Source organism: Microbacterium nanhaiense, from assembly GCF_014646015.1.
Lineage (GTDB): Bacteria > Actinomycetota > Actinomycetes > Actinomycetales > Microbacteriaceae > Microbacterium > Microbacterium nanhaiense.
Genome location: NZ_BMMQ01000002.1, coordinates 479,843 through 494,934 on the forward strand (window position 1 = coordinate 479,843; position 15,092 = coordinate 494,934).

13 protein-coding genes are annotated in these 15,092 nt (G+C 70.9%); all 13 read left to right on the forward strand.

Annotation, left to right across the window (positions count from 1 at the left end):
• The 13 genes from nusB to IEX05_RS05365 all read left to right on the forward strand — a co-directional run bounded on the left by nusB (position 1) and on the right by IEX05_RS05365 (position 15,023).
• Entirely contained in the window at positions 1–411 is a 411-nt protein-coding gene (gene nusB / locus IEX05_RS05305; RefSeq protein ID WP_188700318.1) for a transcription antitermination factor NusB, read from the forward strand.
• Between the two features lie 61 nt (positions 412–472).
• Complete coding sequence (pyrR, locus tag IEX05_RS05310) at positions 473–1,027, forward strand: bifunctional pyr operon transcriptional regulator/uracil phosphoribosyltransferase PyrR (protein WP_188700319.1); 555 nt, start codon at positions 473–475, stop codon at positions 1,025–1,027.
• Positions 1,024–2,331 carry a dihydroorotase gene (locus IEX05_RS05315; protein WP_188700320.1) on the forward strand — a complete coding sequence of 436 codons (1,308 nt, stop codon included), beginning with the start codon at positions 1,024–1,026 and terminating at the stop codon, positions 2,329–2,331. Before pyrR ends, IEX05_RS05315 begins: the two co-directional genes overlap by 4 nt.
• Entirely contained in the window at positions 2,328–2,831 is a 504-nt protein-coding gene (locus tag IEX05_RS05320; protein ID WP_188700321.1) for a PH-like domain-containing protein, read from the forward strand. Before IEX05_RS05315 ends, IEX05_RS05320 begins: the two co-directional genes overlap by 4 nt.
• Complete coding sequence (carA, locus tag IEX05_RS05325) at positions 2,828–3,994, forward strand: glutamine-hydrolyzing carbamoyl-phosphate synthase small subunit (RefSeq protein WP_188700322.1); 1,167 nt, start codon at positions 2,828–2,830, stop codon at positions 3,992–3,994. Before IEX05_RS05320 ends, carA begins: the two co-directional genes overlap by 4 nt.
• Positions 3,987–7,268 carry a carbamoyl-phosphate synthase large subunit gene (gene carB, locus IEX05_RS05330; RefSeq protein WP_188700323.1) on the forward strand — a complete coding sequence of 1,094 codons (3,282 nt, stop codon included), beginning with the start codon at positions 3,987–3,989 and terminating at the stop codon, positions 7,266–7,268. Before carA ends, carB begins: the two co-directional genes overlap by 8 nt.
• The gene (pyrF, locus tag IEX05_RS05335) at positions 7,265–8,143 is read left to right on the forward strand and encodes an orotidine-5'-phosphate decarboxylase (RefSeq protein WP_188700324.1); all 879 of its coding nucleotides are present in this window, start codon (positions 7,265–7,267) and stop codon (positions 8,141–8,143) included. The genes carB and pyrF overlap by 4 nt, the downstream gene beginning before the upstream one ends.
• The gene (gene gmk, locus IEX05_RS05340; protein WP_188700325.1) at positions 8,140–9,048 is read left to right on the forward strand and encodes a guanylate kinase; all 909 of its coding nucleotides are present in this window, start codon (positions 8,140–8,142) and stop codon (positions 9,046–9,048) included. Before pyrF ends, gmk begins: the two co-directional genes overlap by 4 nt.
• 32 nt (positions 9,049–9,080) lie before the next feature.
• Positions 9,081–9,338, forward strand: a complete 258-nt coding sequence (gene rpoZ / locus IEX05_RS05345) for a DNA-directed RNA polymerase subunit omega (RefSeq protein ID WP_188700326.1) — start codon at positions 9,081–9,083, stop codon at positions 9,336–9,338.
• Positions 9,339–9,439: 101 nt separating this feature from the next.
• On the forward strand, positions 9,440–10,630 hold the full coding sequence (gene metK / locus IEX05_RS05350) for a methionine adenosyltransferase (RefSeq protein WP_188700327.1): 1,191 nt from the start codon (positions 9,440–9,442) through the stop codon (positions 10,628–10,630).
• A gap of 1 nt (position 10,631) precedes the next feature.
• The gene (locus tag IEX05_RS05355; RefSeq protein ID WP_188700328.1) at positions 10,632–12,662 is read left to right on the forward strand and encodes a primosomal protein N' family DNA-binding protein; all 2,031 of its coding nucleotides are present in this window, start codon (positions 10,632–10,634) and stop codon (positions 12,660–12,662) included.
• A 7-nt stretch (positions 12,663–12,669) separates the two neighbouring features.
• Positions 12,670–13,623, forward strand: coding sequence for a methionyl-tRNA formyltransferase (gene fmt / locus IEX05_RS05360; RefSeq protein ID WP_229661134.1), 954 nt, complete (start codon positions 12,670–12,672; stop codon positions 13,621–13,623).
• A gap of 47 nt (positions 13,624–13,670) precedes the next feature.
• On the forward strand, positions 13,671–15,023 hold the full coding sequence (locus tag IEX05_RS05365; protein ID WP_188700418.1) for an RsmB/NOP family class I SAM-dependent RNA methyltransferase: 1,353 nt from the start codon (positions 13,671–13,673) through the stop codon (positions 15,021–15,023).
• The last annotated feature ends 69 nt before the right edge of the window (positions 15,024–15,092 follow it).

Consider the following 15,092-nt stretch of genomic DNA (forward strand, 5'->3'; position numbering starts at 1 on the left):
GTGAGCGCACGTACGAAGGCGCGCAAGCGCGCCCTGAACATTCTGTTCTCCGCGGATGTGCGCGGTGACGAGCTCGCCGTCGCGCTTCAGGCGGAAGCGAAGCGCGCGGCGAGCGAGCCCGAGCGACAGGCCTCGTGGCTCTACGCGCGCGACATCGTCGACGGCGTGATCGACCACGCCGACGAGATCGACGAGCAGATCGCGAGCCACAGCCGGGATTGGCGCCTGGAGCGCATGCCAGCGGTCGATCGTGCCCTTCTGCGGATGGCGACGTGGGAGCTCCTCTTCAACGAGGAGGTCCCCGCGGCCGTGGCGATCGATGAGGCCGTGGAACTCGCGAAGGAACTCTCGACGGAAGAGTCGGGATCCTTCGTTCACGGCGTGCTCGCACGTATCGCTCGCTCGAGCTGAATAGAATAGACGACACCTGCACCTTTAACCCCGTCCCGTGAGGCGGAGAAGGGAGCGGCTGATGAGCACGAGAACCGTGCTGTTCGAAGCCGACATCGCACGCGCCCTGACGCGCGTCGCGCACGAGATCCTTGAGTCGAACAAGGGGCCGGAGGGCCTCGTGATCCTCGGGATCCCCACCCGCGGCGTCACGCTGGCCGAGCGGCTCGCCGCCCTCGTGGAGCGCTTCGCCGGCGTGCGTGTCGCGGTGGGTCAGCTCGATGTGACGGACTACCGCGACGACCTGGGCCTGCGGCCGGCCCGCGCGGCGCACCCGACGATCATCCCCGAGGGCGGGATCGACGGGCGTACGGTCGTCCTCGTTGACGACGTGCTGTTCTCCGGGCGCTCGATCCGCGCGGCGCTCGATGCGCTCGGCGACCTCGGGCGCCCCGCGGCGGTGCGCCTCGCGGTCCTCGTCGATCGCGGACACCGGGAGCTGCCGATCCGCCCCGACTTCGTGGGGAAGAACCTGCCGTCGGCACGGCGCGAGCGCGTGAACGTCGCGCTCAAGGAGGTCGACGGCGTCGACGAGGTCGCCATCGACGAAGCACCCGAGAAGAAGGAGAAGCGATGAGCGAGACGATCCTCATTCAGCAGGCCGCGATTGAAGGCGGCGAACGAGCTGACCTCCTCATCGACGGCGGCGTGATCGCGGAGGTCGGCCAGGGCCTCCACCGCGAGGGCGCGCGCGTCATCGACGCCTCCAACCTCATCGCGCTTCCGGGCCTCGTCGATCTGCATGTGCACCTCCGCGAGCCGGGCTACGAGGCGAGCGAGACCGTGCTCACGGGCACGCGCGCCGCAGCGGCGGGAGGCTTCACAGCCGTTTTCGCCATGCCGAACACGCTTCCGGTCGCCGACAGCGCCGAGGTGGTCGAGCGCGAGCTCGACCTGGGCGAGGTGGCCGGCTATGCGACGGTTCAGCCGATCGGCGCCGTCACCATCGGACAGCAGGGGCAGGCCCTGGCGGACATCGACGGGATGGCCCGCTCGCGGGCCGCCGTGCGCGTGTTCAGCGACGACGGATTCTGCGTCTCGGATCCGCTGCTGATGCGCCAGGCCCTCGAGCGCGTCGCCGAGTTCGGCGGCGTCGTGGCCCAGCACGCCCAGGATCCCCGCCTCACGGAGGGCGCCCAGATGAACGAGGGCGTCGTCTCCGCGGAGCTCGGGCTTGCCGGCTGGCCCGCCGTCGCGGAGGAGTCGATCATCGCGCGCGACGTGCTGCTGGCCGAGCACCTGGGCGCGCGCCTGCACGTGTGCCACCTGTCGACCGCCGGTTCGGTCGACGTCGTCCGTTGGGCCAAGCAGCGCGGCGTTCAGGTCACGGCCGAGGTGACCCCGCACCATCTCCTTCTGACGGACGAGCTCGTGCGCACGGGTGACCCGCGCTACAAGGTCAACCCGCCCCTGCGACGCGACGAGGACGTGCTCGCCGTGCGCCGCGGACTCGCCGACGGCACCATCGACATCGTGGCGACCGACCACGCGCCCCACCCGGCGGAGGCCAAGACCGGCGAGTGGTCGCAGGCGGCGAACGGCATGGTCGGTCTCGAGTCGGCTCTGCGGGTCGTGCACCAGACGATGATCGAGACCGGGCTGCTGACATGGGCCGACGTGGCGCGCGTCATGTCGAAGGCTCCCGCGCGCATCGGTCTCCTGCCCGGCCACGGTACGCCGCTCGAGGCGGGGCAGCCGGCCGAGATCGTCCTCTACGATCCGAACGCCGGGGCCGAGTTCACCGTCGCAGACCTGCGCGGCCAGAGCACGAACACCCCCTACGGCGGCCGCCAGCTGCCGGGGAGCGTGCGCTGGACGATCCACCGCGGCTACGTGACGCTCGCCGATGGCGAGCTCGTCGAATTGGAGGACCACGCATGAGCCAGCAGCTCGCCGGTGCGATCATGATCGCATTCGCCGTCATCGTCATCGCCCTGATGCTCTGGGGATGGTCGCGACGACGACGCCGCGACGCGCAGGTCGAGGTCCCGATCGGTGAGCCCGTGGGATCGACGATCTTCAGCGCCAACGGCTTCTACGTCGCAACGACGAAGCACGACGATCCGCTCGACCGCATCGCGACGCGACCGCTCGCCTTCCGCTCGCGCGCCGACATCGCGGTGACGGAGGCGGGGCTTGCGCTCTCGCTGCCGGGCGAGAAGCCGGTGTTCGTTCCCGCGAGCCGCATCGTCGGCGCCGGGCGCGCCACCTGGACGATCGACCGCGTCGTCGAACGCGATGGCCTCGTCCTCGTCGCCTGGAGCGACGGAAGCCAGATACTTGATACATACGTTCGCCTGCAGGACGACGACCCGGCGGCCCTTGTGGCCGCGATCGAAGAGGTCCGTCCCGCGCACTCACCGATGGGAGCACACTCATGACCCCCACCTCGATGCTCGACCGCGACCTCGCGGTTCTCGTGCTCGAAGATGGCAGCCGCTTCGAGGGGTATGCCTACGGCGCCCGCGGCACCACGCTCGGCGAGGTCGTCTTCACCACCGGTATGACCGGGTACCAGGAGACGCTCACCGACCCGTCCTACGCGGGCCAGATCGTCCTGCAGACCGCGCCCCACATCGGTAACACCGGCGTCAACGACGAAGACCCCGAATCGCGACGCATCTGGGTCGAGGGATACATCGTCCGCGACCCCTCCCGCGTCGTGTCCAATTGGCGCGCCAAGGAGCCCCTCGAGGCGGCGCTCGAGCGCGACGGCATCGTCGGAATCTCCGGCATCGACACGCGCGCGGTGACCCGCCGGATCCGGAACGACGGTTCGATGCGCGGCGGCGTGTTCTCCGGCGACGCGGCGGCGCTGCCCGCCGAGGAGCAGCTTGCGGCGGTGCGCGAGGCGCCCGAGATGAGCGGCCAGAATCTCTCGGCGCAGGTGTCGGTCTCGGAGACCGAGATCACGCCGGCGATCGGCGAGAAGATCGGCAACCTCGCCGTCATCGACCTCGGCATCAAGCAGGCCACCGTCAACAACCTCGCCCGCCGCGGTTTCGACGTGTACGTCATGCCGCAGTCGTCCACCTTCGAAGACGTGCAGGCGATCGACCCCGTCGCGCTGTTCTACTCGAACGGCCCCGGCGACCCGTCCGCCTCCGACAGCCACGTCCAGCTGCTCCGCAGCGCGCTGCGTTCCGGCCTGCCGTACTTCGGCATCTGCTTCGGAAACCAGCTCTTCGGGCGCGCGCTCGGCCTCGGCACCTACAAGCTGCCGTTCGGGCACCGCGGTATCAACCAGCCGGTGCGCGACAAGGCCACGGGGCGCGTCGAGATCACCGCCCAGAACCACGGCTTCGCCGTCGAGGCACCCGTCGAGGGCACCTTCGACAGCCCCGAGGGCTTCGGCCGCGTCGAGGTCAGCCACATCGGCCTGAACGACCAGGTCGTGGAAGGCCTGAAGGCCCTCGACATCCCGGCCTTCAGCGTGCAGTACCACCCCGAGGCAGCCGGCGGCCCCAACGACGCCAACTACCTGTTCGACCGTTTCCGCGACCTCGTCATCGAGTCGCTCAGCAAGAAGGGCGCACATGCCTAAGCGCGACGACATCAACTCCGTCCTCGTCATCGGATCCGGCCCGATCGTCATCGGTCAGGCCTGCGAGTTCGACTACTCGGGAACCCAGGCGTGCCGCGTGCTGCGCGAGGAGGGCGTGCGCGTCATCCTCGTGAACTCGAACCCGGCGACGATTATGACCGACCCCGACTTCGCGGACGCGACCTACATCGAGCCGATCACGCCTGAGGTGATCGAGACGATCATCGCCAAGGAGAAGCCCGACGCGATCCTGCCGACGCTGGGCGGCCAGACGGCCCTGAACGCCGCGATGGCGCTGCACCACGGCGGCATCCTGGAGAAGTACGGCGTCGAGCTCATCGGCGCGAAGCCCGACGCGATCCAGCGCGGCGAGGACCGCCAGATCTTCAAGGACCTCGTCATCGAGGCGGGCGCGGAGGTCGCGAAGAGCCGCATCGCGCACACGATGGACGAGGTCATGGCCGCGGCCGACGAGCTCGGCTACCCGATGGTCGTGCGCCCGTCGTTCACGATGGGCGGCCTCGGATCCGGCTTCGCGCACAACGAGGAAGAGCTGCGCCGCATGGCGGGCCAGGGCCTCGCCGAGTCGACGACGACCGAGGTCCTCCTCGAGGAGTCGATCCTCGGGTGGAAGGAGTACGAGCTCGAGCTCATGCGCGACACGGCGGACAACACCGTCGTGGTCTGCTCGATCGAGAACGTCGACCCCGTCGGCGTGCACACGGGCGACTCGATCACGGTCGCGCCGGCGCTCACGCTGACCGACCGCGAGTACCAGAAGCTGCGCGACATCGGCATCGACATCATCCGTCGCGTCGGCGTCGACACCGGCGGCTGTAACATCCAGTTCGCGATCGACCCCGTCACGGGCCGCATCATCGTGATCGAGATGAACCCCCGCGTCTCCCGCTCGTCGGCACTCGCCTCGAAGGCGACGGGCTTCCCGATCGCGAAGCTCGCCGCGAAGCTCGCGCTCGGTTACCGCCTCGACGAGGTCGAGAACGACATCACCAAGGTCACGCCCGCGTCGTTCGAGCCCACGCTCGACTACGTCGTCGTCAAGGTGCCGCGCTTCGCGTTCGAGAAGTTCCCGGCCGCGGACGCAACGCTGACGACGACCATGAAGTCGGTCGGTGAGGCGATGGCGATCGGCCGCAACTACGCGACCGCGCTGCAGAAGGCCCTCCGCTCGATCGAGAAGCGCGGATCCAGCTTCCACTGGGGCGAGGAGACGCGCTCGGTCGACGAGCTGCTCGAGGTCATCAAGACCCCGACGGACGGCCGCATCATCGACGTGCAGCAGGCGCTGCGCCTCGGCGCGACGAGCGAGCAGGTCTTCGAATCGACGAAGATCGATCCCTGGTTCATCGACCAGATCATCCTCATCAACGAGGTGGCCGAGGCGATCGCGGGTGCGCCCGAGCTCGACGCGCGGGCGATCCGCCTCGCGAAGGATCACGGCTTCAGCGACGCGCAGATCGCCCAGCTGCGCGGCAGCACCGAGACCGAGGTGCGCGAGGCGCGCTACGGCTTCGGGATCCGCCCCGTCTACAAGACGGTCGACACCTGTGCCGGCGAGTTCCCGGCGACGACCCCGTACCACTACTCGTCGTACGACACCGAGACCGAGGTCGCGCCGAGCGACCGCAAGAAGGTCGTCATCATCGGCTCGGGCCCGAACCGCATCGGCCAGGGCGTCGAGTTCGACTACTCGTGCGTGCACGCCTCCTTCGCGCTGAGCGACGCGGGCTTCGAGACGGTCATGGTCAACTGCAACCCCGAGACCGTGTCGACCGACTACGACACCTCGGACCGGCTCTACTTCGAGCCGCTCACGCTCGAGGACGTGCTCGAGGTGCTGCACGCCGAGAGCCAGTCGGGCGAGATCTTCGGTGTCGTCTGCCAGCTCGGCGGCCAGACGCCGCTCGGCCTCGCACACGGCATCCAGGACGCCGGCTACACGGTGCTCGGCACGAGCCCCGACGCGATCGACCTCGCGGAGGACCGAAAGCTCTTCGGCCGGATCCTCGAAGAGGGCGGCCTCACGGCGCCCCGCAACGGCACGGCGACGAGCGAGGCCGAGGCGATCGCGATCGCCGAGGAGATCGGCTACCCCGTGCTCGTGCGCCCCTCGTTCGTCCTCGGCGGTCGCGGCATGGAGATCGTCTACGACACCGCGAGCCTGCGCGACTACTTCGTGCGCATCGGCGCCGAGGCGCTCATCGGCGAGGACGCACCGCTGCTCGTCGACCGCTTCCTCGACGACGCCGTGGAGATCGACGTCGACGCCCTGTTCGACGGCACCGAGCTCTACATCGGCGGCGTGATGGAGCACCTCGAGGAGGCCGGCATCCACTCGGGCGACTCGGCGTGCGCGCTGCCTCCGATGTCGCTCGGTCGCTCCGAGATCGAGCGCGTCGTCGCCGCGACGCGCGTCATCGCCGAGGGCGTGGGCGTGCGCGGACTACTCAACGTGCAGTACGCCATCAGCGCCGGCGTGCTCTACGTCATCGAGGCGAACCCCCGCGCGAGCCGCACGGTTCCGTTCGTCTCGAAGGCACTGGGCATCCAGCTCGCGAAGGCGGCGAGCCGCGTCATCGCCGGTTCGACGATCGCCGAGCTCCGCGCCGAGGGCATGCTGCCCGAGCAGGACGGTTCGCAGATCCCGCTCGACGCGCCGGTCGCGGTGAAGGAGGCGGTGCTGCCGTTCAAGCGCTTCCGCACCGCCGAGGGCGAGATCGTCGACTCGGTGCTCGGCCCGGAGATGCGCTCGACGGGTGAGGTCATGGGAATCGACCGCGACTTCCCGACGGCGTTCGCGAAGAGCCAGGCGGCCGCATACGGCGGCATCCCGACGAGCGGCACGGTGTTCATCTCGGTCGCCGACGGCGACAAGCGCGACGTGATCCTCCCCGCCACCCGCCTGCAGCAGCTCGGCTTCCGGATCCTCGCAACCGAGGGCACGGCCGAGATCCTCGCGCGCAACGGCATCACGGTGGAGGTCGTCGCGAAGTACTCGGCGACGCACGGCACGGACGAGGACAACATCGTCGACCTGATCACGCGCGGCGAGGTGGACATCATCGCCAATACGCCGGGCAGCGCCGCAGCGCGAGCGGACGGCTACGAGATCCGCGCGGCCGCCGTCGGCACCGACAAGGCCCTGTTCACCACGATCGCGACGCTCGGCGCGGCCGTGAGCGCCATGGACAAGATGGCGGGCGGCTTCCGTGTGAAGAGCCTGCAGGAGTTCCAGGCGGAGCGAGCGGCGTGACAACGTCCTTCGGACAGCGGGCGCGGACCGGCATCGACCGGTTCGGCCCGCTGTGCGTGGGCATCGACCCGCACGAGGGCCTGCTGGACGAGTGGGGGCTTCCGCGGTCGTCCTCGGGCGCGCGCGACTTCGGTCTGCGCGTGGTCGAGGCGGCCGCGGGCCGCGCCGCCTTCGTGAAGCCGCAGGTGTCGTTCTTCGAGCGCTACGGATCCGCGGGGATCGGTGCGCTGGAAGACGTGATGAGCGCCGCGCGCGCGGCGGGGATCCTCGTGATCGCCGACGCGAAGCGGGGCGACATCGGATCGACCATGGACGCGTACGCGTCGGCGTGGCTCACGCCGGGCTCGCCGCTGGAGGCCGACGCGCTCACCGTCAGCCCGTACCTGGGCGTGGGAGCGGTGCGCGGCACGATCGAACTGGCGTATCGGCACGGCAAGGGCGTGTTCGTGCTCGCGACCACGAGCAACCCGGAGGCGGAGGGGCTGCAGCGTTCGACCGACGCCGACGGCCGCACCGTCTCGCAGCGGGTCATCGACGAGGTCTCGGAGATCAACGCCGCGCACGCGCACCCCGGCGAGTGGGCGAGCGCCGGCTTCGTGATCGGTGCCACGGTCGATTGGTCCGAGTCCGGGATTCGCCCGTACGCACCGATCGCGCCGATTCTCGCGCCCGGGTTCGGTCACCAGGGCGCGCGCCCGCAGGATGCGCGACGGATCTTCGGCGCGATGTCGGACGCGGTGATCGTGAGCGAGAGCCGGAGCATTCTCTCGGCGGGATCGGGCAAGATCGATTCGGTGGTCGAGGACCACGCCCGGGCGGCGCGAGCCGCCGGGGAGCCGCGGGGGAGCGAAGGCCAGGAGCAGGAAATTCAATGAGTCAGGTCGTTGGACCACCCGAGGTCGATCGTCTTGCCGCGTCGCGCAAAGCGGTCGCGGCGCGCCGCGCGAGGGCGAGCATCAAGCGCGATCTGGGCACGCGCGTCGTGTCACCGCAGGAGGTCCTGCGGCGGGCGGAGGCGGATCAGGCTTCCGCGGCGGGCACTCTGCGCGTCACCGAGTTCCTGACGTCGCTTCCGGCGATCGGCGCGGGCAAGCGCGACAAGATCATGGCAGAGCTCGAGATCTCGGCGGTCAAGCGCCTCGGCGGCCTCGGGGCCCGGCAGCGCGACGCGCTGCGGGGCTGGCTCGATCAGCGCTTTCCCGAGCCCGCAGCGCGCCCGGTGCGGTCGAGCCTCGTCGTGCTCGCCGGCCCCACGGCGGTCGGCAAGGGCACGGTCGCGGCCTACATCCGCGAGCACAACCCGGATGTCATGCTGTCGGTCTCCGCGACGACGCGTTCGCCTCGGCCCGGCGAGGTCGACGGGGTGCACTACCACTTCGTCGACGACGCCGAGTTCGATCGGATGATCGCAGACGACGAGCTGCTCGAGTGGGCGACGGTACACGGCGTGCACCGTTACGGCACGCCTCGCGGCCCCATCGACCGCGCGATCAGCGAGGGGCGACCGGTGCTGCTCGAGATCGACATGCAGGGCGCCTTCCAGGTGCGCCGCAGCGAGCCCCGCGCGAGCCTCGTGTTTCTGCTGCCTCCCAGTTGGGACGAGCTCGTCGACCGCCTCGTCGGTCGGGGCACGGAGGACGAGGAAGAACGCGCGCGTCGGCTGCGCACGGCGCGGGCCGAGCTCGCGGCCCAGGGCGAGTTCGATTACCGCGTTGTGAACGACGAGGTCGGCCGCGCGGCCGATGAGGTCGTAAACTTGATGCAGGCTTCCGCGCGCTGAACAGGCGCGCATCCATCTCAGGAGGAAAACCCATGGCCACGGAGAACAAGGGCATCATCGATCCGCCCATCGACGAGCTCCTCGAGCGCGTCGACTCGAAGTACCAGCTCGTGATCTACAGCGCCAAGCGCGCGCGTCAGATCAACGACTACTACACCGACCTGCAGGAGGGTTCGCTCTTCGACAACGTCGGCCCGCTCGTCGACGCCTCAGCGGAGGACAAGCCGCTCTCGATCGCGCTTCGCGAGATCCACCAGGACAAGCTGCGTCTCCGCCCCGCCGGCGAGTGAGCGCGCTCTGACCTCCCGAGAACCTCCGACATTCGTTTGTCGGAGGTTCTCGGCATGATTAGCCTCAGCACCTTCCACCCCGCGACCCACAAGGATCCGCCATGAGCCTGCGACTTTTTACCTCCGAGTCCGTGACCGAGGGCCACCCCGACAAGATCTGCGACCAGATTTCCGATAGCGTCCTCGACGCTCTGCTCGCCCAGGATCCGGCGGCCCGGGTCGCCGTCGAAACGCTCGTCACCACGGGCCTGGTGCACGTGGCGGGCGAGATCCGCACGGACGGATACGCCGACATCTCCTCGATCGCGCGCGATGTAATCCGCCGGATCGGGTACACGTCCTCGGACATGGGCTTCGACGCCGACTCGTGCGGCGTGACCGTGTCGGTGGGCGAGCAGTCGCAGGAGATCGGTGACGGCGTGACGACGAGCGCGGAACACCGCGCGGGCGACATCGTGGATCCGCTCGACCAGCAGGGCGCGGGCGATCAGGGCATCATGTTCGGCTACGCGACGAATGAGACGCCGACCTACATGCCGATGGCGATCTGGACGGCGCACCGCATGGCCGAGCGCCTGACGGAGGTGCGCCGCTCGGGACAGCTCGCGTTCCTGCGCCCCGATGGCAAGACCCAGGTGACGCTCGGATACGACGGAGCGACGCCGAAAACGGTGGAGACCGTTGTGCTCTCGACGCAGCACAGCCCGGACATTTCTCAGGCCGACCTCGCCGAAGCCGTCGAGCGGGTGGTCATCCGCCCGGTTCTCGAAGACACCGGGCTCGACTTCTCGGCGGTCACGCTGCACATCAACCCGTCCGGCAGCTTCGAACTCGGCGGGCCGAAGGCCGACGCAGGCCTGACGGGGCGCAAGATCATCATCGACACCTACGGTGGCGCCGCGCGCCACGGCGGCGGCGCCTTCAGCGGCAAGGACCCCTCGAAGGTCGACCGTTCGGCCGCCTACGCGATGCGCTGGGTCGCGAAGAACGCGGTCGCCGCGGGCCTGGCGGACCGGCTCGAGCTGCAGGTCGCGTACGCGATCGGCAAGTCGCAGCCCGTCGGCCTGTACGTCGAGACCTTCGGCACCGCTCACGTCGACGAGTCGCAGATCGTGGCGGCGATCGATGAGGTATTCGACCTGCGACCCGCCGCGATCATCCGCGACCTCGACCTGCTGCGCCCGATCTACGCCAAGACGGCCGCCTACGGCCACTTCGGTCGCGAGCTGCCCGAGTTCACCTGGGAGAAGCTCGACCGCGTCGACGCGCTACGGGCCGCTGCCGGGCTCTGACATGCCCGAGCACCCGGCGCACGTCGCGCCGCGTGGGCCGCGGCGAATCGCCCACGTGCTGGTCGATTCGCCGTTGCCGCAGCTCGATCGGCTCTTCGACTACGTCGTTCCCCCCGAGCTCGCCGACGAAGCGGCACCGGGCGTGCGCGTAAAGGTGCCGCTGCGTTCCGCCGGACGGGTCATCCAGGGCTTCATCGTGGCGCTCGGCGAGGAGGCGGACGAGGAACGCGCGCTCTCGGAGATCGATACCGTCGTGTCGGCCGCCGCGGTCCTTCCCGATCGCCTGTACCGGCTCGCCCGCGCCGTCGCTGATCGCGCCGCCGGCTCCGCGAACGACGTCCTTCGTCTCGCGGTGCCGCGCCGCATGGTGCGGGCGGAGAAGGCCTGGCTTGCACAGACGACATCGGCGTCGGCGGAGGAGGCGCCCATGGAGGCGTCGTCCCTCGAGCGCGCTCGGGACATCCTCGGGGAGTACCCGGGGCTCGACGACGCTCTCGAGGCGAGCGGCCGCGTCGCGCTCGACGCGCGTCCCGGCGTATCCGGATCCGTCCCCGCGTGGGCGAGCCTGCTCGCGGCGGCGGCGGTCGCGCGGCTCGCGCGCGGAGAGTCCGCGGTGATCGCCGTCCCCGATCACCGCGATCTGGCGCGTCTCGAGGCCGCGCTCGCGGAGCTCGCGCCCGCGGAATCGGTCGTGCGGCTCGACGCCGAGCTGCCCGCGCAGGAGCGCTACGCGAACTACCTGCGCACGCTCGACGAGGCCCCCGTCATCGCGATCGGCAATCGCTCTGTCGTGTACGCGCCCGTGACGCGCCTGGGGTTGCTGGCGCTGTGGGACGACGGCGATTCGCTCTTCGACGAGCCGCTGGCGCCCTATGTGCACGCGCGGGACGCCGCGCTCGTGCGGCAGAGCCTCGAGGGCGGGGCGCTGGTGTTCTGCGGTCACTCGCGGTCGTCCGACGTACAGAGGCTCGTCGAGATCGGCTTCCTGACCGAACCGGCGCCCGCGCGCCGGGTGACTCCAAAAATCGTCCTGGGCGCCCCGCAGGACACGCCCGCGACGGGCCGGATCCCCTCGGCGGCGTTCCGCAGCGCTCGGGAGGCGATCGCCAGCGGGCCCGTGCTCGTGCAGGTCGCGCGCCCGGGGTACGCTCCGACGCTGGTGTGCGGCGAATGCCGGGCGCCCGCGCGCTGCGCCCACTGCGGCGGGCCGCTGTTCGCCCCCGCGCGCGGGGCAACGCCGACGTGCGCGTGGTGCGCGCGCGACGCGCGCGGGTGGCAGTGCTCGCAGTGCGAGGCGACGACGGTGCGTCTGGCGTCGAGCGGATCCGAGCGCACGGCCGACGAGCTCGGGCGCGCGTTCGCGGGCGTGCGCGTCGTCGTGGCGGACGGCGCGCATCCCGTGGAGACGGTCGACGGATCCCCGGCGCTCGTCATCGCGACTCGGGGCGCCGAGCCGGTGGCGGAGGGCGGGTACCGCGCCGTGCTCCTGCTTGACGGCGACCGCATGCTCCAGGCGCCGGATCTCCGGATCGGCGAGTCGTGCCTGCGGTGGTGGTCGAACGCGGCCGCCCTCGCCGCCCCCGGTGCGCCCGTGCACCTCGTTGCGGTCACGGGGCCGGTGGCGCGCGCCCTCGCGACGTGGAGCCAGCCGGCGTATGCGCGCGGCGAACTGCTCGAGCGCGCGCCGTTGAAGATGCCCCCTGCCGTGCGCATCGCGCGGATCGAGGGCGATGCGCCGCAGGTCGACGAGGCGCTCGTCCGACTCGGTGCCGACGCACCGCGGCTCGCGCCGGACGCCGTGATCGGGCCTGTGCCGGCCCCCGAGGTGTCGGGACGGAAGCGGGCGCGCGCGCTCGTGCGGTTCGAGTACGCGCTCGGCCCCGCGGTCGCGGCCAGCCTGCGCGCGAGCGTGGTCGCGGCGGCCGTGTCGTCCCGCGCCCGCCGCGTGCGTGGGCCGGCGGAGCCAGGAAGATCCCGGCCGCCCGCGAATACACTTTCCGTGCGGCTCGACGTCGCCGATCCCGAGCTCTAGACGTGCCATGAGCCGAGCAGACAAGGACACCGTCATGCCGAACGATCTTCGAATCGTCTTCGCTGGAACCCCCGATGCCGCGGTTCCTTCCCTCCGGGCGCTCGTCGCCGCCGGCGCGAACGTCGTGGGCGTCGTCACGCGCCCAGACGCACCGCTCGGTCGCAAGCGCGTACTCACGCCGTCTCCCGTCGCGGCGGCGGCCGAGGACCTCGGGCTTCCGGTCGTGAAGGCGGCGCGGCTCGACGCCGAGGCCACCGAGCGCATCGCCGAGCTGTCACCGGATCTGGGTGTGATCGTCGCGTACGGCGGCCTCGTGCGCGAGCCTCTGCTCTCGGCGCCGACGCACGGATGGATCAACCTGCACTTCTCCTTGCTGCCCGCGTGGCGCGGGGCCGCACCCGTGCAGCGCGCGCTCATCGCGGGCGACGAGGTCACGGGCGCGGCGGTCTTCCAGCTCGTCCCCGAACTCGATGCGGGGGACGTCTACGCCCGCACCACCTACGTTCCGGGCGCGGACGACACGGCGGGCGACGTCCTCACGGCGCTCGCGGAGCGAGGATCCGAGTTGCTTGTCGACGTCACCCGGCAGATCGCGGAGGGCAGCGCGGTCGCCGTGCCGCAGTCCGGAGAACCGACGCTCGCACCGAAGCTCAGCCTCGCCGACGGCCTCCTCGACTTCGCCCGCCCCGCGAGCGAGGTCCTCGCCCGCTTCCGCGGCGTCACGCCGGAACCGGGGGCGCACACGACGCTCAAGGGTGAACGATTCAAGATTCACGCGGCGCGTCGCTCGGACGGGGGCTCCCTCCCTCCGGGAACCGTCGAGGCGACGAAGGGCGGCGTTCTCGTGGGGACGGCGACAGAGGCGATTCTGGTCGAACGCGTCCAGCCGGCGGGCAAGGCGGCGATGGCGGCGGACGCCTGGTTCCGCGGCCAGCGCGGTGATGTGGAGCTCGGCTCGTGACCGGCGCGCGCGGCGGATCCCGCAGGCCGCAACCGCGTCCCACGCACGTGCAGCCCTCGCGCGAGGTGGCGTTCGAGGTCATCCGCGCGACGAACGTCGATGACGCGTATGCGAACCTCCTGCTCCCCGCCGAGATCGAACGCGCGGGCCTGAACGCCGCCGATGCGGCGCTCGCGACCGAACTGACCTACGGTACGCTCCGGCGGCGCGGCACCTACGAACAGATCGTGAGGATCGCGTCGGGCCGCGAACTCGATGAGATCGATCAGGGCGTGCTCGACGCGCTGTGCCTCGGCGCGCATCAGCTCCTCGCGACGCGCGTTGCGGCGCATGCCGCCGTCAACGAGTCGGTCGAGCTCGCGCGCCGCGAATCCGGTCGCGGCGCGGCGGGCTTCGCCAACGCGATCCTCCGACGCATCTCCCGCGACGACATCGCCGCCTGGGAAGAGCGGATCACCGAGTCGGCGCGCAGCGCCGACGAGGCGCTCGGGTTCCGCACCTCGCACCCCGTGTGGATCCTGCGCGCGTTCCGGCGCGCCCTGGCCGCGACCGGATCCGCGGACGAGCTCGACGCCCTCCTCGCCGCCGATAACGCCTCGCCCGCGGTGACGATGGCGGCCCTGCCCGGCCTCGCCGAGGTCACCGGTACCCGCACGCGCTATTCGCCCGTGGGCTTTCGCGCACCGCAGGGCGATCCCGACCGGATGGTGCGCGAATCGGGAGGCGCACGACGAGTGCAGGACGAGGGCTCGCAGCTCGTCGCGCTGGCCCTCTCTCGCCTCCAGCCGGTGGTACCGGGGGAGCGGTGGCTCGACCTCTGCGCCGGCCCGGGCGGCAAGACGTCGCTGCTGGCGGCCGAGGCGCTCGCCGGCGGCGCCCTGATCGAGGCGAACGAGGTCGTCCCGGCCCGCGCGGGACTCGTGCGCCGCGCGCTCGAGGCGGTACCCCTGCACGTCGAGGTGCACGAGCGCGACGGCCGCGCGCTCGCGCGCGAACGCGCGGGCGAGTTCGATCGGATCCTCGTGGACGCGCCGTGCACGGGGCTCGGCGCGCTACGTCGGCGGCCGGAGGCGCGCTGGCGCAAGCACCCCGACGACGTAGCCGAGCTGGTCGCCCTGCAGTCCGAGCTCCTGGCGGCGGCGATCGATGCCCTCCGGCCGGGCGGGACCGTCGCATACGTCACCTGTTCGCCGCATCTGGCGGAGACGACGGGCGTCGTGCGCGACGTGATCGAGCGCCGCAGCGATGTCGAAGTGCTCGATGCCCCCGCGGCGATCCGAGCCGTCGCTCGCGGTCCGATCGATATCGCGGAGCGCACGGACGGCATGCCCGTCGCACAGCTCTGGCCGCACCGGCACGGGACCGACGCCATGTTCCTGGCGCTGCTGCGACGCAAATAGTCGGCGTCGCAGCGATCCGATAGCATGGCGGGCATCCGGCGCCAGCGCCTGAGTCCGACCGAAGGGATC